Here is a 17,607-nt window from a genome sequence, read left to right as displayed (position 1 = left end):
CGCTGATCAGTCCGGCCTCAAGGCCGATTGCGAAAAATCGAAAACCGATTTATGGAACACTCGGCTGAGTGAGGGCGGCCACTCAACACATTGCACAAGGTCGCCCCATGCCCGATGCATTCTCCCGCGTCATCGCCTTCCTTGCCGTGGTCACGGCCCTGCTGTTTGCCGGGCTGCATTTTCACCAGGGCCACATCATCGCCACGCTTTACTTCATGACCGGCGCCATTCTGGTGACCGCCGTGACGCGCATGAATGTGAGGAGAGGGCTGATTTAGGCGCCAGCGCCGTCCAGGCCAGCTGCGCACGTAGCGATGACTGTGAATTGGTGGGCTGGATCATCCAACTCATTCAGGAAGTTGGATGGTGGGCGATGCAGGGATTGAACCTGCGACCCCACCCGTGTGAAGGGTGTGCTCTCCCGCTGAGCTAATCGCCCGCCTTGGGCCCGAAGGCCGAAGCGAGCCGCGATATAAGGGAGGCGGGTGCGCGAAGTCAAGGCGATGTGCCAAGCTTATCGCGCGGACCAGTTTCCGGTTTGTCAACCGTCCGATCCGAGTCCCGCTCAGCGTGCCGCCGCGATCAACCGCTCGGCCAGTTGCGGCGTCAGCGTGTCGAAATGCGAGATCACCAGAGTTGGCTCGAATTCGCGCACATGGCGGTCGGTGTAGCCGAAATCGACCGCGACCACCGGAACGCCGGCTGCCTTGGCGGTGTCGATGTCGGTCTGCGAATCGCCGATCATCAAGGCGTTCTCCGCATCGCCGCCGGCCAGGCGGATCGTCTCGGTGAGGTGGCGCGGATCGGGTTTGCGGAAAGCAAAAGTGTCCTGGCCGCAGATCGCGGCAAAATAGTTCGACAGGCCCAGCGCGCCGATCAGCGTCGCGGAATTGGCTTCGTATTTGTTGGTGCAGACCGCCATCAAATAGCCGGCTGCCTGGAAACGGTCGAGCGCGGCGATGACGCCCGGATAGGGACGGGACTTGCCGGGAATGTTCAGCGTGTAATGGTCGAGGAACAGCTTCAGCAGCCGGTCGTGCTCTTCGGCCACCAGGGCCTTGTTCTGCGCGACATGCGCACGTTCGATCATCACGCGGCCGCCATGGCCGACGAAGCGTCTGAAGCCGGCTTCATCGACAGCGGCAAGATCGCTTGCCGCCAGGCTGTGGTTGAGGCTGTCGAGCAGGTCGGGCGCGGTGTCGATCAGCGTTCCATCCAGGTCGAAGACGATGATGGGGGGGGTCATGGGTGGGTCCTGCGGCAATTGCGTTGCCGCAGCCGATACAGGCTGGCCCAAGTTCAAGCAAGAAGCCTCGATCGGTCCACAGAGCCTTTGAGGGCGAGCCTTTGACGGGACAGGCAAAAATGCTAGGAGGCGCGCGAAACCGGCGAAATCGGGGCTCCCCATGGATGCAAGGCAGTTGAAGGTCGAGGCCGCGCGGGCAGCGCTCGCCTATGTCGGCAGCGGCATGCGGCTCGGCATCGGCACCGGCACCACGGCCGAAGAATTCGTGCGGCTGCTGGCCGAGAAGGTTGCGACCGGCCTCAAGGTCATCGGCGTGCCGACTTCCGAGCGCACCGCAGCGCTCTGCCGCGAGCTCGGCGTGCCGCTGTCTACACTGGAAGAAACACCCGAGCTCGACCTCACCGTCGACGGCGCCGACGAGGTCGACCCGGAGCTGACCCTGATCAAGGGCGGCGGCGGCGCGCTGCTGCGCGAGAAGATCGTCGCGGCGGCGTCCGAGCGCATGATCGTGATTGCCGACAAATCCAAGATGGTCGAAACCCTCGGCCGGTTCCCGCTGCCGATCGAGGTCAACAAATTCGGCCTGCGCGCCACCGAGATCGCGGTACGCGCCGCCGCGGCAGGTCTCGGCCTTTCCGGCCCGGTTACATTGAGGATGACGGGAAGCCAGCCATTTGTTACAGACGGCGGCCACTTTATCCTCGATGCATCTTTTGGCCGCATTCCGGATACAAGAGCGCTGTCGAATGCTCTCTTCGCCGTTCCAGGCGTTGTCGAGCACGGTCTATTCATCGGGCTGGCGTCAACGGCCATCATCGCCGGCGGCGACGGTATCGAAACCGTCCATGCAGCCTGAAACCAGGGAGTTCTACCGACTATGATTTTGCCTAAACGAGTTCGCCGCTTTTCGACGCTTCTGGCGGCCTCGGCCGTCCTTGCGCTGTCGTCACCGGTGTTTGCGCAGGACATCAGCGAATCGCATCTGAAGGCCGCTCGCGCGGCTGTCGCGGCGATCCATGCCACGGACTCGTTCGACAACATCCTGCCGCAGGCGGCCGGAGCGCTGGAGTCGCAGCTCATCCAGAAAAACCCCGACATGCAGGAACTGATCGGCAAGACCGTGACCGAGAAGGCGCTTGGCATGGCCTCGCGGCGCGCCGACTTGGAAAAGGAGGCGGCCATGGCCTATGCCAAGGTGTTCTCCGAGAAGGACCTCAACGATATCGCCGCCTTCTACAGCTCCGAGGCCGGCAAGAAGCTGCTGGATAGCGGCCCTGCGGTGACGCGCGACCTCGTCAAGGCTGCCGACATCTGGCAAAATGGCGTTGCCCGCGATCTCGCCCAGCAGGTCGGCGAGACGCTTGCGGCCGCCGCCAAGGCAGCGGCGCCGGCAGCGCCGGCTCCGGCCGCCGCCGCACCCGCCGATGGTTCCGCTCCGGCAGACAATTCGGCTCCGGCTGACGATTCGCAGAACTGATCGTGTCGATCCGCCGACTGCGGCTGGACCACAAAGCCCGGGTTTGCCCGGGCTTTTCTTTTGCCGCTTGGCAGCCTACCTCTGACCTCCGTCTTTCTCATCCGCAGGAGCCCAAGCGATGGCCGCTTATGACTATGATCTGTTCGTCATCGGCGGCGGCTCCGGCGGGGTAAGGGCGGCCCGGGTGGCGGCGGCTCTCGGCAAGCGCGTGGCCATCGCTGAGGAATACCGCTTCGGCGGCACCTGCGTCATTCGCGGCTGCGTGCCGAAGAAGCTCTATGTCTATGCTTCGCAATTTCCCGAGCATTTCGCCGATGCCGCCGGCTATGGCTGGACGGTGCCCGAGGCGAGCTTCGACTGGCCGACACTGGTCGCCAACAAGGACAAGGAGATCGCGCGGCTCGAAGCGATCTACAAGAAGAATGTAGAAGGCTCCGGCGGCGAGACCTTCCATTCACGCGCAGTGCTCGTCGACACGCACAGCATCTATCTGGTTGCCGAGGACCGCACGGTCAGCGCCGACCAGATCCTGATCGCCACCGGCGGGCGTCCGGCGCCGCATCCGGCGCTGCCGGGCCATGAATATTGCATCTTTTCCAACGAGGCCTTCGATCTCAAGGAGCTGCCGAAGGCGATCATGATCGAGGGCGGCGGCTACATCGCCGTCGAATTCGCCAACATTTTCCACGGCCTGGGCGTCGACACCACGCTGGTCTATCGCGGCCAGGAGATTCTGAGCCGCTTCGACATGGACCTGCGCCGCTCGCTGCACGAGACAATGGAGAGGAAAGGCATCAGGATTCTTTGCCACGCGGTTTCGGAATCGGTGCGCAAGACACCGGAGGGCAAGCTGGACGCGCAGCTCACCACTGGCGAGACACTGACGGTCGACCAGGTGATGCTGGCGATCGGGCGTATCCCCAATACCGAGAATATGGGCCTGGAAGGCGTCGGCGTCGAACTCAGCAAGACGGGCGCGATCGTCGTGGACAAATATTCGCGCACCAATGTCGATAACATCTGGGCGATCGGCGACGTCACGCATCGCGTGCAACTGACGCCGGTGGCGATCCATGAGGCGATGTGCTTCGTCGAGACGGCCTTCAAGGACAACCCGACAGCGCCGGACCACGACACCATTCCGACGGCGGTATTCTCGCAGCCGGAGATCGGCACCGTCGGCCTGTCGGAAGACGACGCGATCGAGCGCTATCCGGATGTCGAGGTCTACCGCGCATCCTTCCGTCCGATGCGCCACACGCTGTCTGGCCGCGACGAGAAGATGCTTATCAAGCTGGTGGTCGACGGCGTATCCAGGAAGGTGATCGGCGCCCATATTCTAGGCCCCGATGCCGGCGAGATGGCGCAGCTTCTCGGCATTCCGCTGAAGGCTGGCCTGACCAAGGACGATTTCGACCGCACCATGGCCGTGCATCCGACCGCGGCCGAGGAACTGGTGACGATGTACAAGCCGACTTATCGCGTGAAGAACGGCGAACGGGTCTGACCGGATCGCGGGATGCGACGGCCGCCGGCGATGCCGGTGGCCGTCGAGATGTTCCTACAGAAGCGTGCCGCGCAGGATTATAAGCGCCACCGAGAAGTAGATGATCAGCCCGGTGACATCGACCAGCGTGGCGACGAACGGCGCCGAGGCGCTCGCCGGGTCGAAGCCGATGCGCTTCAGCGCGAAGGGCAGCATCGATCCCGACAGCGAGCCGAAGGTGACGATGCCGACCAGCGCCGCGCCTACCGTCGCCGCGATCAGCATCCAGTGCGGGCCGTAGTCGTAGAGGCCGAAATACTGCCAGAGCGCGATGCGGCAGATGCCGACGATGCCGAGGATCGAGCCGAGCACCAGACCGGTCGGCAGCTCGCGCAGCGCCACCCGCCACCAGTCGCGCAGCCCGATCTCGCGCAGCGCCAGCGCGCGGATGACGAGCGAGGTCGCCTGCGAGCCGGAGTTGCCGCCGGAGCTCATGATCAGCGGGATGAACAGCGTCAGCACGATCGCCTTCTCCAGCTCGCCCTCGTAGCTCTGCATGGCGTTGGCCGTCAGCATCTCGCTGAGGAACAGCGCGCAAAGCCAGCCGGCGCGCTTCTGGATCATGGCGAGGAAGCTCATCTTCATATAGGGCTCGTCCAGCGCCTCCATGCCGCCGAAGCGGTGCGCGTCCTCGGTCGTCTCCTCGATCATCGTGTCGATGATGTCGTCGATGGTGACGATGCCGAGGAGCTTGCCGTGGTCGACGACAGGCAAGGCGAGCAGGTCGTATTTGGAGATGGTCTGCGCCAGGGTCTCGCGATCGGTGAGCGGCGTCACCGCCACCGGCATGCGATCGGGCGCCACGGACAGGATCGAATCCTCCGGATTGCCGGTGATCAGCCGGCGCAATCCGGTCGCCCGCAGCAAAAGATGCGTCTCCGGGTCGACGATGTAGATGGCGTAGATGGTCTCGCGGCTGCGCTCGACCTTTCGGATATGGTCGAGCGTGCGCCCAACGGTCCAGTCTGAGGGCACGCTGACGAATTCGGTCGTCATGATCGAGGCGGCGCTGCCTTCCGGATATCCCAGGATGGACAGCAGCGTCGCGCGCAGCGGCGGCGCCAAGGCGCCGAGCAGCTCCGAGCGGGCCGGCTCGTCCAGCTCGCGCAGGATGTCGGCGGCGCGATCGACCGACATGGCGGTCAGGAGCTTGCTCGCCTTCGGGCGCGGCAGGGCCTCGGCAAGCTCGGTTGCTGCTTCGAGTTCGGGCTGGTCGAAGATGTCGACCAGCCGCTCGAACGGCACGGCGCAGAGAAGCTCGATGGCCGTCTCGCGGGATTCATGGTTGAGGGCTTCAACGACGTCGGCGACGTGATCGTTGGCAAGAACACGGGCGACGGCGATTGCTTCGTCGTCCGATACAGGGGCGAATTCGTTCATGGCTCACTCCTTGCCGTCCGGCAGGACGTGAGCCGTCAGGTCACGTCAGGGCGGACGGCGGTTGCGTTCGACTGTGACTGTCGCCAGGCATGGCGGGTTGACCTTTCTGCTCGCCGGGTTCGCGCATGAATTCTGCGAGCGGGCGCAACATAGGAGGGGTTTTTGCCGAGTCAATCGCGAAGGGCACCGAAAATCGATGCGGGGAAGCCGGATCGCGAGACTGTGATCGAACGCAGCCCGAGCCGGGCTACGGTCGCCGGTCAAACGCTTGGTATAACTGCTATTTCTGCTTCAGGCGGCGGAAGCGCAGCCACTTGTCCTCGACCGGCCGCGGCTGGGCGAGAATGGTGGTGAGCTCGCGCGGCAGGCTGGGCGCGAGCGGCTTCTTGGTGGCGACGCCGTCGGCGATCGAAACCACGCTGTGATAGAACTCCTCGCCGGAAAGCGAGCGCGGCGCCACCGCCTCGTGCATGACGCTGATGACGGTGACGCTCGGGCAATTGTCCTTGATTGCCTGGTGGAAGGCGATCTTGCCTTCGGGGTCGAGCGCACCGGTCGCCTCGTCGAGGAAGAGAAGTCCCGGCTGCTGCAGGATGATGCGCGCGACCACCAGCTTCTGCTTCTGGCCGCCCGAAAGCACCTGATCCCAGATCTTGCCCTCGCGGCTTTCGTCGGCCAGTTGCCCGATGAAGTCGCCGAGGCCGGCCTTGTGCAGGGCCGCGGCAACCTGCGTGTCGCTGTGATCGTTCTCTGAACCAGGCAGGCAGACGAGCTGCTTCAGCGAGACCTGCTGCAGCTTGACCTCCTGAGCAGCGTAGAAGCTCGTCACGCCCTCCGGGAAGACGATGGTGCCGCGGCCATATGGCCACAGGCCGTTGATCGCCTTGATCAGCGAAGTCTTGCCGCAGCCGGATTCGCCCTTGAGGAAGGTCCATTCGCCGCGGCGGAAGCGCAGATTGGCGGCGCTGAGGAAAGGCGTCGCGTCCTCACCCTGATGCGCCAGCTCGAGCCTCTGGATGGTCAGGCCGAACACCGGGTTCTGGGTGGCGTAGCCGAAGTCGGAGCGGCCGGTCTGCTGATAGAATTCGCGCGGGTGCTGGACGTTCTCGATGGCGTTGGCGAGTTCGGTGACGCGCTGGCTGTTGGCCCTGAGCGTCGCGATCGCCGGCATCACATGGATGAACCACGAGCACTGGCTGATCAACTGGGCGACCATTTCGGAGCCGGTGATGTAGCCTTTGTAATCGAGACGGTTGTGGATGAACGACACCAGGCCCGGTGAATAGGCAACAATACGGGCGCCGACGAAATTGTAGATCAGCTCGAACGACGTGTAGCTGGTGTTGACGATATTGAGTCGCCCCCACGTCTTGTCGATGTCGACATAGAGCCTGTCATGCATCGACTTTTGCACGCCCTCGCCATGCGAGGCGGCGACGTGGAAGCTGCGGCGCAGGAATGTCGTCAGTTCGCTGCGGTAGCTGCCCTCGGCCTGCTGCATGCGCACATTGAGCCGCTCGAGCAGCCGCCCGAGCTTGACCGCAATCCAGGTGTTCAGCGGCACGTAGATGGCGACGGCGAGGAAAGCCAGCACCGCGGTGCCGTAGCCGCCGAGGAATTCCAGGCCCTTGACCTCGACCGAGGACCCGATCAGGTTTTCGCCGATGAAATAGAGCGAAGTCGCGACACCCAGCACGCCCATGGCAAGCCCGATGGCGCCGCCGGTCATGTCCTTGATCGATTCCTGGATGCGCTGGTCGATGTTGTCCGGGGCGACGATGCCGCCGGCCGCCGAGCCGTGCTGCGCATGAAAATGGGTATGGTTGCCGTCGAGCAGCGCCTGGTTGAACTGGCTGTTCAGCCAGCCCCGCCATTTGCGGTGCAAGGTCGTTGAAACGAGATTGCGCACGCCGGTGAAGCCGGCATCCTTCAGCACGACCAGCAGCACCAATACGCCGGCATTGGTCAGAATGGTCTGCAACGGGTGGGCGTTGGCGGCGTCATGGAGGAAGGCGATCGAATTGCCCAGCTCGCCCAATGCCAAGGCGAACCAGACGCCAGCCTTGCTGGACAACGCCGTCAGCAGCGCGATAACGAATGTGAGGGTCCAGGCTTCCTTCCACCGGTCGGAGAACCAGTAGGCTCGCATCAGCCCCCAGAATGTGCGCATCGACGATACCGGCGTCAGTGACGAGGTCTTCGCCTCGTTGGATGTTTGCTCCGGTACTGTTCGTTGCGGTCTACCGACCCCAGTCACGATCCCGCCCAAACCTTTCTTAGTTTTGTTACACAGGGTAACACCAATTGATCATTTTCCATTAATTTTCTGCCGGCGAATGTGAACAGGGTTACCCGCCGTGGCATGAGGGCAACAGAAAGGCTGCGCCGGGAGATCGCCACTCGCGGCGATTTCATATTTTATTTCAGTTCGTTAGAGCTGTTTTCGCCAGCCGCCGGCAACCTTCCCTAAGGGAAGTGGAAAACACGGGTTTGTGAATGAAAAAGAGGTGTCCGCTGGCCGCGATGGCTACTGGCGGTGACCGGAATGACCGAAAATTTGCCGTCGGTGAGCTACTCAGGGTTTACGCGATTCGTCTTTTCCGGAGGCGCTGAAATGGCCGGAAATGGTCTTGCTGGCAGCTCGTATCTGTCGATGGCGATCTCGCCGCTGCCGAAACGGACATGGCCGTACCGGCGATCAGGGCTGTTGCGGCGATCTGACCAAGCTTGGCTACGGCAACAGCTTCTTCCTGAGCAAAGCCAAGGCGACCGCGAAACAGGAGCACAATTTTCAGGAAAGCGCGCGGCGGTCAGTTCGGCGGCTACGGATCGCACTGACGGAACATTCAGTTCGCGGTTTCGAGCTCGCCGCGCGCCTTGGCCTGGGCCACCTGGCGGATGGCATCGGCAAGCGTGTCGGCATCCTGCGCGCCCATCACGGCATATTTGCCTTCAAGCAGGAAGCAGGGCACGCCGGTGATGCCCATGCGCGAAGCGGTGGCGATCTCGTTGCGGACGGCCTCAACGTCGGCGTCGGTCGGCAGCAGCGTCTCGACCACCGACGCATCCATGCCCGCCTCGCCGGCGGCCGTAATCAACACGGCATGGTCGCCGATGTTCACGCCTTCCTCGAAATTCAGCTGGAAGAGGCGGCGCACCAGCCGGTTCTGCACGTCCTCGCCGGCTGCGCCCGCCCAGCGGATGACGCGGTGCGCGTCGAGCGTGTTCGGCGCGACCTTGATGGCGCCAAAGGCAAAGCTGATGCCCTCGGCTTCGCCGAGCGGCTCGATGCGCGCGTGGATCTGATGGATGCGCTCCTCGCTGCCGAACTTGCCGAGCATGTATTGGCGGCGATCCATGCCGGCTGGCGGGATGGTCGGATCGAGCTGGAATGGCCGCCAGCGCACACGCACGTCAATGTCGCTTGCGGAAGCGATGGCCTTGTCCAGCCGCTTCTGGCCGATAAAGCACCAGGGGCAGACGACATCGGACACAACATCGACGGTGATGGTGTTCTCGGCGCTCATGCTCGTCTCCTGTTTGGTCTCAGCCGGTCGGGCCTGCCTCAGTTGGGCTTTCGCCACCAGGTCGGCAGCTGATAGCCGAATATGGGGGTCTTTTGCGGATGTTCCAGATAGCTCCAGTAAGCGACCCATTGCTGGGTGTTGTACTGCATCGGCACCATGTAGCCGCCTGAGATCAGCAGCCGGTCGAGCACGCGCACCGCGGCGACATAGTCTTCCTTGGCGCGGGCGTTCAGCATCGCGTCGATCGCGGCGTCGATCGCCGGATCGGCGACGCCGGCGAGGTTGAACGATCCTTCCGTTTTGGCGGCGACCGATCCCCAGCGGCCGACCTGCTCGCTGCCGGGCGACAGCGAATTGCTGAAGCCGCTCGTCCCGATCAGAACCTCGAAGTCGAAACGCTGCTTGCGCGACTGGATCTGGTCGCCGTCGAGGGTGCGGATGCCGACGTCGATACCGATCTTTTCCAGCGTGCGCTGGTAGACGGCCGCCAGCCGCTCTTCGTCCTGCGACGAGGTCAGGATTTCGAAGCCGAACGGGTTTCCTTGCGCGTCGAGCATCTTGCCGTCCTGCACATGGAAGCCGGCGCTCTTCAGCAATTCGAAGGCGGTTTTGAGCACCTTGCGGTCCTGGCCTGAACCATCCGTCACGGGTGGGCGCCAAGTGCCGTCCATCACTTCGGGCGGCACGCGGCCGGGGTAGGGCGCAAGCAGCGCCTTTTCGCGATCGTCCGCAGGGTGGCCGAGCGCCGACAACTCGGAATTCTGCCAATAGCTCATGGTGCGGTTGAACTTGCCGCCGAACAGATTCTTGTTTGTCCATTCGAAGTCGTAGAGCATGCCGAGCGCGCGGCGGACGACGGGATCGGCGAATTTCGGCAGCCGGGTGTTGAACAGAAAGCCGGTCACAACCGGGGGAATGCCGGTGTTGAAATATTCTTCCCTCACATCCCCCTTTCGGAAGGCTGGAAAGTCGATGTCGCGCTCACGCTTGACCGGATCGGTCTCGTCATCGAGAGCGCAAATTCCTTTCTTGAACGCTTCCGTCTTGGCGTTGGCGTTGAGAAAATACTCGATCGTGACCCGATCGAAATTGTCGAAGCCGCGCTTCGACGGAATGTCTTTGCCCCAGTAATCCGGATTCCGCTTGAAGACGATACGCTGCCCCGGCAGCACCTTGTCCACGGTGTAGGGCCCGCTGCCGATCAGCGGCTTCAGCGTGGTCTTATCGAACGTGTCCTTGTCGGAGGCGTGCTTGGGGACGATCGGCGTCAGCGCGACGATCAGCGGGAATTCGCGATTGGCCTTGTCGTTGAAGGTGAACTTCACGCTGTGCTCGCCGGTCTTCTCCAGCTTGGCGATCATGCTCATGCGGTCGCTGTAGGGCGGGCGGCCCTTCGCGGCGAAGACGTCGTAGGTGAACAGCACGTCCTCCGGCGTCACCGGCTGGCCGTCCGACCATTTTGCATTGGGGTTCAGATGGAACTCGATGCTCTTTCGCTCCGGGTCCATGTCGGCACTGTCGGCAAGCAGCCCGTAGAGGCTGAAGGGCTCGTCATAGTTTCGCTGCATCAGCGGCTCGAAGACGAGATTGCCGTAAACCGTATCGATCATCCCGCGCGCTGTGGTGCGCAGGCTTTTCAGGATAAAGGGATTGAGGTTGTCGAAGGAGCCGACGACGCAATAGGTGACGCTGCCGCCTTTCGGCGCGTCCGGATTGACGTAGTCGAAATGCTGGTAGTCGGGCGGCAGCGCCGGCTCGCCTTGCATGGCTAAGCCGTGCTTCGGCTCCGACTGTGCCGGAAGAAGCGAAAGAGCCAGAAACGAGGTCGCGGCGATCAGCCGGACGAGAACGCGGTCCATGACCGTCTCCTTGCCGGACGGCTTTGTGATTCGCCATGCACCCTAGAGCATTTCGCTATCCGATTGAATCGGCGCGCCAATGGGAATCGGGTTCCGCCGCTCCAGCGCCGATCGATGCTTGCCCTGGACATCGAACCGCGAAGAAATCGCGGAAACCGGGCTGGATTCGATGTCGCTGGCAGTGTAACACGCGCTCCGAAGTCATCCTGTTGCCTCATTTGGGCAACAGGTAGCTGGACCACACGGCACGAAGAAGCCGGTCCCCGGGATCATTTGAGAGGAAAGTGCACCATATGACGATCAACGCGTACCGCCTTTCGGTGCTGGCCGCAGGCGTGGTCGGCGTTCTGGGCGCCGGGCTTTTCACCGCCTCGGCCCAACAGCAGCCGCAGATCCCGCAGGGCTGGTTCAAGGCCTGCACCAAGCAGGAAGACGTTGACATTTGCAATGTGCAGAACATCGTCACGGCCGGCAACGGCCAGCTCGTCACCGGCGTCAGCCTGATCGAGCTCAAGGGCAAGGTGAACCGCAAGGTCTTCCAGGTCACGGTGCCGACCGGCCGCCTCGTGCCTCCCGGAATTGCGCTGCAGATCGATGCCGGCAAGGCGCAGAAGCTGGACTATGTGATCTGCTTCCCGGATCGTTGCGTGGCGGAAGTGCCGCTGAGCGACCAGCTCGTCGCTTCCTTCAAGAAGGGGCAGGGCATCACGCTCACCTCGATCAACTTCCAGAACCAGCCGAACCCGATCAAGATCGCGCTCACCGGCTTCAGCGGCGCCTATGACGGCCCGCCGTTGCAGCAGTCGGATATCGAGGACCGGCAGAAGAAGCTGCAGGACTTCGTCGCCAAGAACAATCAGGACTTCGCCAAGAAGCTCAAGGACGAGCAGGACAAGGCCAAGACCGCGAACTGATCGCGCAAGCGCGTTTCTCGGAAACAAAAAAGCGGGGCAAATGCTCCGCTTTTTTGTTGCGCCGCGTCGCGCCCTGGGCGACGTTCGTTAGCGCTTCAGTGCTTCGACTGGCGCTTCGGCTCGTAGCGGCCGTCCGGCAGCTTGTCGAAAATCTCGCCGATCTGCGGATGCCGTACCGGCTCGCCCGACCGGTCCTCGAGCAGGTTCTGCTCGGACACATAGGCGATGTACTCAGTCTCCGAATTTTCCGCCAGAAGATGGTAGAAAGGCTGGTCCTTGCGCGGACGCACGTCGGCGGGAATAGCCTCGTACCATTCCTCGGTGTTGGCGAATTCGGGATCGACGTCGAAGATCACGCCGCGGAATGGAAACAGCCTGTGGCGAACCACTTGCCCGATCGAGAACTTGGCCGTTTTCATTACGTTCACCACTTAGGTTCCGAGGCGCCTGTCGTGGCTGCGCACAAGGCGCCTAAAGCCTTGAATTTACACGTCACGCGGCCAAAAATCGACCCCGACTTTCGGCTGGTGCCTATTTGGCGCAGACGCGGCCGCAGTTCAATAGCCAAGTCCTTGATCTTGGCTGAAGCAACGGGTTAGCCGCGCGGGAGTTTTCCCGCCTGAGCGAAGAAAGTCCGACGTCATCGGCCTTGGAATACTACCGGCCGACCTCTTTCCTTAGGCCGCCGGCGATGGCGCGAAAGCCGCTGCCGGGCCGCAGGCCCTCGCGCATGAAGAAGGCGCGCAGCGGCGCGAAGCCGCCAAGCGCACTAAGGCCGGCGCTGCGCGCCAGCTGCGCCGGCAGCATGTCGGACAAGAGCGACATGTTGAGCAGGTTCACTGCGCCACTGCGCGCCCAAATGTCGGGCCGGCGCCTCGTGTCATAGGCGGCGAGGCTTCGGCGCGATCCAGGGTCATTGCTGTTTTCACTCGCGATTCCAATCAGATCGTCGATATCCCTGATACCCAGATTGAGGCCTTGGGCGCCGATCGGCGGAAACACATGCGCTGCCTCGCCGACCAGCGCCACGCGGTTTTGCGCGAAACGGCCGGGCGAGGCCGCAGACAAGGGATAGACCTGGCGGCCCGGCTCGACGGAGACCCGGCCAAGCATCGATTGCATCTGCTCCTCGACACGCCCCGACAAAGTTGCATCGTCGAGCGCGGCAAGCTCCCGCGCGGTCTCCGGCCTCACCACCCACACAAGGCTCGAGCGCCTGCCGGGCAGCGGCACCTGCGTGAACGGCCCTGTCTCGGTATGGAACTCGGTTGAAACGAAGCCGTGTTCGCTGCGGTGGCCTAAATTGAGCACAAGCGCCGACTGCGGATAGGGACGCGCAAAGGCGCGAATGCCGGCGGCTTCCCGCGCCAGCGACAGGCGCCCGTCGGCGGCGACAGCAAGCGATGCAGAGATTTCGCTGCCGTCGGCCAGCCGGGCATGGGCCTGATCGGCGTCCAGGCGCCATGACTCGACGGTGGATTTCAGCCAATGAATGCCATCATGAGCTGAAACCGCCTTGGCAAGAATGGTGATGAGGGCCTTGTTCGGCAGATTGAGCCCGAACTGTTCCTCGCCGATCTCGCTGGCGCGGAAGATCACGGTTGGACTGCGGATCAGCCGCCTTGTGGCATCGACGATGCGCATCACCTTGAGCGCCGCGGCCTGCGGCTTCAGTTCGGCAAGGATGCCCAGTCGTTCAAGGACTTTCAGGGCGGGGTTCATGAGGGCGGTGGTGCGGCCGTCGGCGGTGTTGGCCTCAGGGCCGACCAGCGTCACTTCGAAGCCGGCCTCGGCGAAGCCGAGCGCGGCGATCAAGCCGGCCGGACCGCTGCCGGCAACCAGGATGCGGGCTTTGTCGTTGTGCTCCACGCCAGGCTTCCACAATGCGAGGCGACCCGTCGGGCCTTTGTCCCGATATAGGGCAGATTGGCCGGCTTGATCAACGCGGCGATTCAGCCCATTCGATTGCCATGAGCGGCGAGCAGCATGATTTCAGCCATCTCGACCGCGCCGGCCGCGCGACGGCGGGCGTGGCGCGCAGCCCGCGCCGCGCGGTCATGCTCGCGATTGGCATCGGCATCGCCCTTGCCTGGTTGCTTCTCGGCGCGATGGCGATACGCGGCGCTGAAGGCAGCCCCGTGGGCGGCCCCGGCGATATGCTGCTGAAAAATCTGCCGGGCCTGCCGTTGCCGGATTTTCTCGACCGGTTCTTCGCTCTTTGCCTCGCGCCGGCGCCGCTTGCCGGCCTGGCCGGCCTGCAAGCGCCGGCGCTTGTGCTGATGTGGTTCCTGATGGCCGTGGCGACGATGCTGCCTTCGGCGGCGCCGCTGATCCGCACCTATTGCGAAATCGCCGACACGGCGAGGATCAAAGGCGAACCAGTCGTTCATCCGCTGGTGCTTGTCGCCGGATACCTCGCCACATGGCTTGCCGCATCCGTGGGCTTCAGCGTGCTGACGTTCGCCGTGTACGCCTTTGTCGGTTCCGGCCGGATGCTCGACCCCGCCGTCGGGCTTGCCGGCGCCATCGCGCTGCTTGTCGCCGGCCTCTATCAATTCAGCGGCCTGAAACAGGCATGCCTGGAAAAGTGCCGCAATCCGTTCTCGGTCCTGTTCGCCAGGTGGAGCGCGAAATCAGGCCGCATCTTCCGGCTCGGCCTGGAACAGGGCGTCTGGTGTCTCGGTTGCTGCTGGGCGCTGATGCTGGTGATGTTTGCCGTCGGCGCCATGAACGTCTTCTGGATGGCGCTGATCGGCCTGTTCACGCTGATCGAAAAACAGACCGCCGGCAGGGTGGCCAGCCGGATTGCCGGTGCGATACTGCTTGTGTGGGCGGCTGCCCTGCTATTAGTTTCGGCATGAGGGAGAATTCGATGACCGACCAAAGCTGGGCAATGAAAGGGGAGCTGGTACTCTCCTGCAATTGCACGGTTTTCTGTCCCTGCGTGCTGTCGCTTGGCAGCCATCCGCCGACCGAGGGCTATTGCCAGACATGGGCGGGCTTCCGCATCGATGCGGGCCATTTCGGCGAGGTCGAACTGTCGGGCCTCAATCTCGGCCTGATCATGGAAATTCCCGGCTATATGAGCCGCGGCAACTGGACGGCCGGCCTGTTCATCGACAAGCGCGCGTCGATCTACGCGGTGAAGGCGCTGACCAAGATCTTCACCGGCAAGGCCGGCGGCACCACCTCGCTGCTTTCGATCCTCGTCGGGAAATTCCTCGGCGTCGAGCAGGTGCCGATCACCTACGGGACGCGTGACAAGACGCGCGTCTTCCAGATTCCCAAGATTATCGACGGCGCGGTGACGCCCATTCCCGGCAAGGACCGTGAGAAAGATACGGTGATCGCCAATTCGGAATATTGGATCGCGCCGGAAATCATCGTGGCGAAGTCCGACAAGAGCAAGATGCGCGCCTTCGGCCGCAACTGGAATTTCGCCGGCCGCTCGGCCGAAATCTGCAAGCTGGACTGGCGGGGACCGTGAGCAAGAACACAAGGGCCGGCAAGGCAGCCAAGAAGATCGCGCAACGGATCCCATTGCCGAAGAAGAAGGTGACGTGGCCGCAGGCGCGCGCGTTCTCCGTGCATCTGCTCACGGCGTCGGGATCGTTCCTTGCCTTCCTATCGCTGGTCGCGGCGAGCGAGCAACGCTGGACGGCGATGTTCTGGTGGCTGGGGCTGGCGCTTTTCGTCGATGGCATCGACGGCCCGATCGCCAGGAAGCTCGAGGTCAAGGAAATCCTGCCGACATGGTCGGGCGAGCTCCTCGACAACATCATCGACTACGTGACCTACGTGCTCATTCCGGCCTTCGCGCTCTACCAGCGCGGCTTCATGGGCGAGAATCTGTCCTTCCTGTCGGCGGCCATCATCGTCGTCTCCAGCGCGATCTATTATGCCGACACCGGCATGAAGACGAAGGAGAACTTCTTCAAAGGGTTTCCCGTCGTCTGGAACATGGTGGTGTTCACGCTCTTCGTCATCGAGCCTGGGCAATGGGTGTCTTTCGCCGTGGTGGTGGTTGCCGGCATTTTGACCTTCATGCCGATCAACTTCATCCATCCGGTGCGTGTCGTGCGGCTGAGGCCGGTCAATCTCTTTATGACGCTTTTGTGGTGCGCCTTCGGCGCGCTGGCGCTGGCGCAGGCAGCACTTGCCGCCTTCTATGACAAGATTGGCGTGCTGGGAGAGCAGGTCAGCAACTTCACCAAGATCGGCATCACCATCAGCGGCCTCTATCTCGCCAGCATCGGAGGCATCATGCAGATATTTCCCAATCTGGGCGCCAAGAAGTCCTGATCCTGGATCAGGATATTTTTTGCTGAATGGTCATCCTGGCCCTAGCTGTATATCGGCGCATGAACTTCCGAAAATCGGTTCTCCTTTTCGGAATCATGTTTCCAGATTTTCGCACTTACCCTTCTGAGAGCTGAGCGATGTCCAAGGCAATCCGCATCCACGCCCATGGCGGCCCCGAAGTCCTGGCCTATGAAGACGCCGACCCCGGCCAGCCGGGAGAAGGCCAGATCCTGATCCGGCACACGGCAATCGGCCTCAACTTCATCGACGTTTACTATCGCTCCGGGCTTTATCCGCCACTTGGCGGTTTTCCGCTGATCCCAGGCGGCGAGGCAGCGGGCGTCGTTCTGGCGCTCGGCCCGGGTGTCGACTGGCTGAAGCCCGGCGACCGCATCGCCTATGCCGTCAATGTCGGGGCTTACGCTGAGCAACGGGTGATCGCGGCCGACCGCGTGGTCAAAGTGCCGGACGGCATCGGCGACGAGCAAGCGGCGGCGATGATGCTGAAGGGCATGACGGCCGAATACCTCTTGCGCCGCACCTTTCCCGTCAAGGTCGGCGACACGATCCTCTACCACGCAGCCGCAGGCGGTGTCGGCCTGACCCTCGGGCAATGGGCAAAGCATCTCGGCGCGACCGTGATCGGCACCGCGAGTTCCGCCGACAAGATCGAACTTGCGCGGGCGCACGGCTTCGATCACGTCATCAACTACAAAGAGCAGGATTTCGTCGCCGGCGTAGAGGCGCTGACGGGCGGGAAGAAATGCGACGTCGTCTACGATTCCGTCGGCGCCGACACTTTTCCGGCATCGCTCGACTGCCTGCGGCCGCTCGGCATGTTCGTCAGCTTCGGCCAGTCGTCCGGGCCGATCCCGCCTTTCTCGATGTCGCTGCTGGCGCAGAAGGGCTCGCTCTATGCGACCCGGCCGACGCTTTTCGTCTATAATGCCAGGCGCGAAGATCTGGTGAAGTCGGCCGAAGCGCTTTTCGACGTGGTCAAGAGCGGCGCCGTCGCGATCAAGATCAACCAGCGCTATGCGCTGAAGGATGCTGCAAAAGCGCAAGCGGATCTCGAGGCCCGCAAGACGACGGGAACGACCGTCCTCATTCCCTAAAGCGTTTCACGGAAGCGGCGTATCGCTCTATCGCAATTCCGGGGCGGGAAGTCGCTTTACACTTTTCAGCACCATACCTAGCCGGCTGCCCTGTTTTTCAGTGGCTTGCCGTGCCCGAAGGCACGGATTGCCTGAAAAGCGCTGTTGATTTGCTGTCGTTCCCCACGGATCTATCTTAGCCCTTGAGTTTCCGCTGAAATTCTTGAAGCTCTTTCAAGTCGGGTGCTGCTTTCCGACTGGA

16 protein-coding genes and 1 tRNA gene are annotated in these 17,607 nt (G+C 62.8%); 9 read left to right on the top strand and 8 right to left on the bottom strand.

The features are described from left to right. Nucleotides 1-107: 107 nt before the first annotated feature. The gene (locus tag FJ425_RS31430) at nucleotides 108-278 is read left to right on the top strand and encodes a hypothetical protein (RefSeq protein ID WP_181164840.1); all 171 of its coding nucleotides are present in this window, start codon (nucleotides 108-110) and stop codon (nucleotides 276-278) included. Nucleotides 279-364: 86 nt separating this feature from the next. Here FJ425_RS31430 and FJ425_RS00435 read toward each other — a convergent pair. Together FJ425_RS00435 and FJ425_RS00430 are read right to left on the bottom strand one after the other, a co-directional pair. Then, a tRNA-Val gene (locus FJ425_RS00435) sits at nucleotides 365-439 on the bottom strand. Between the two features lie 126 nt (nucleotides 440-565). After that, a complete protein-coding gene (locus FJ425_RS00430) occupies nucleotides 566-1,246 on the bottom strand; it encodes a phosphoglycolate phosphatase (protein WP_140720929.1) in 681 nt (226 codons plus the stop codon). A 160-nt stretch (nucleotides 1,247-1,406) separates the two neighbouring features. Here FJ425_RS00430 and rpiA point away from each other — a divergent pair, with 160 nt between their 5' ends. The 3 genes from rpiA to gor all read left to right on the top strand — a co-directional run bounded on the left by rpiA (nucleotide 1,407) and on the right by gor (nucleotide 4,230). Beyond that, nucleotides 1,407-2,102, top strand: coding sequence for a ribose-5-phosphate isomerase RpiA (gene rpiA / locus FJ425_RS00425; RefSeq protein ID WP_140700221.1), 696 nt, complete (start codon nucleotides 1,407-1,409; stop codon nucleotides 2,100-2,102). A gap of 21 nt (nucleotides 2,103-2,123) precedes the next feature. Further along, nucleotides 2,124-2,723, top strand: a complete 600-nt coding sequence (locus FJ425_RS00420; protein ID WP_140542460.1) for a DUF2059 domain-containing protein — start codon at nucleotides 2,124-2,126, stop codon at nucleotides 2,721-2,723. A gap of 118 nt (nucleotides 2,724-2,841) precedes the next feature. Beyond that, on the top strand, nucleotides 2,842-4,230 hold the full coding sequence (gene gor, locus FJ425_RS00415; RefSeq protein WP_140700222.1) for a glutathione-disulfide reductase: 1,389 nt from the start codon (nucleotides 2,842-2,844) through the stop codon (nucleotides 4,228-4,230). A 54-nt stretch (nucleotides 4,231-4,284) separates the two neighbouring features. Here gor and mgtE read toward each other — a convergent pair whose 3' ends face one another. The 4 genes from mgtE to FJ425_RS00395 form a co-directional block, all read right to left on the bottom strand. Next, the gene (mgtE, locus tag FJ425_RS00410; RefSeq protein WP_140720926.1) at nucleotides 4,285-5,649 is read right to left on the bottom strand and encodes a magnesium transporter; all 1,365 of its coding nucleotides are present in this window, start codon (nucleotides 5,647-5,649) and stop codon (nucleotides 4,285-4,287) included. Between the two features lie 280 nt (nucleotides 5,650-5,929). Next, a complete protein-coding gene (locus FJ425_RS00405; RefSeq protein ID WP_181175732.1) occupies nucleotides 5,930-7,819 on the bottom strand; it encodes an ABC transporter ATP-binding protein/permease in 1,890 nt (629 codons plus the stop codon). 676 nt (nucleotides 7,820-8,495) lie between these two features. Beyond that, a complete protein-coding gene (locus FJ425_RS00400) occupies nucleotides 8,496-9,176 on the bottom strand; it encodes a DsbA family protein (protein WP_140720920.1) in 681 nt (226 codons plus the stop codon). Nucleotides 9,177-9,214: 38 nt separating this feature from the next. After that, nucleotides 9,215-11,035: an extracellular solute-binding protein gene (locus FJ425_RS00395; RefSeq protein WP_140720917.1), complete on the bottom strand. Its 1,821-nt coding sequence runs from the start codon at nucleotides 11,033-11,035 to the stop codon at nucleotides 9,215-9,217. 293 nt (nucleotides 11,036-11,328) lie between these two features. Between FJ425_RS00395 and FJ425_RS00390 the strand changes: the two genes are divergently transcribed. Continuing rightward, nucleotides 11,329-11,949, top strand: coding sequence for an invasion associated locus B family protein (locus FJ425_RS00390; protein WP_095765425.1), 621 nt, complete (start codon nucleotides 11,329-11,331; stop codon nucleotides 11,947-11,949). 95 nt (nucleotides 11,950-12,044) lie between these two features. Here the strand turns inward: FJ425_RS00390 and hspQ are convergent, their stop codons facing one another. Both hspQ and FJ425_RS00380 read right to left on the bottom strand, forming a co-directional pair. Continuing rightward, nucleotides 12,045-12,368 (bottom strand): heat shock protein HspQ, encoded by a 324-nt coding sequence (hspQ, locus tag FJ425_RS00385; protein WP_181165073.1) that lies wholly within the window; start codon nucleotides 12,366-12,368, stop codon nucleotides 12,045-12,047. A gap of 238 nt (nucleotides 12,369-12,606) precedes the next feature. Then, nucleotides 12,607-13,818 (bottom strand): UbiH/UbiF family hydroxylase, encoded by a 1,212-nt coding sequence (locus tag FJ425_RS00380; protein WP_140720914.1) that lies wholly within the window; start codon nucleotides 13,816-13,818, stop codon nucleotides 12,607-12,609. A 101-nt stretch (nucleotides 13,819-13,919) separates the two neighbouring features. Here FJ425_RS00380 and FJ425_RS00375 point away from each other — a divergent pair, with 101 nt between their 5' ends. The 4 genes from FJ425_RS00375 (at nucleotide 13,920) to FJ425_RS00360 (ending at nucleotide 17,366) form a co-directional block, all read left to right on the top strand. Further along, nucleotides 13,920-14,810, top strand: a complete 891-nt coding sequence (locus FJ425_RS00375) for a DUF2182 domain-containing protein (RefSeq protein ID WP_140636668.1) — start codon at nucleotides 13,920-13,922, stop codon at nucleotides 14,808-14,810. A gap of 11 nt (nucleotides 14,811-14,821) precedes the next feature. Beyond that, nucleotides 14,822-15,436, top strand: a complete 615-nt coding sequence (locus FJ425_RS00370; RefSeq protein WP_140636670.1) for a DUF1326 domain-containing protein — start codon at nucleotides 14,822-14,824, stop codon at nucleotides 15,434-15,436. After that, on the top strand, nucleotides 15,433-16,251 hold the full coding sequence (gene pcsA, locus FJ425_RS00365) for a phosphatidylcholine synthase (RefSeq protein WP_181165074.1): 819 nt from the start codon (nucleotides 15,433-15,435) through the stop codon (nucleotides 16,249-16,251). Before FJ425_RS00370 ends, pcsA begins: the two co-directional genes overlap by 4 nt. Nucleotides 16,252-16,388: 137 nt before the next feature. After that, nucleotides 16,389-17,366 (top strand): quinone oxidoreductase, encoded by a 978-nt coding sequence (locus FJ425_RS00360; protein WP_140636672.1) that lies wholly within the window; start codon nucleotides 16,389-16,391, stop codon nucleotides 17,364-17,366. The last annotated feature ends 241 nt before the right edge of the window (nucleotides 17,367-17,607 follow it).

This window comes from Mesorhizobium sp. B2-7-2 (assembly GCF_006440775.1).
GTDB lineage: Bacteria > Pseudomonadota > Alphaproteobacteria > Rhizobiales > Rhizobiaceae > Mesorhizobium.
The sequence above is the reverse complement of the archived record's forward strand: the minus strand, read 5'-3'. Positions and strand labels throughout refer to the sequence as shown.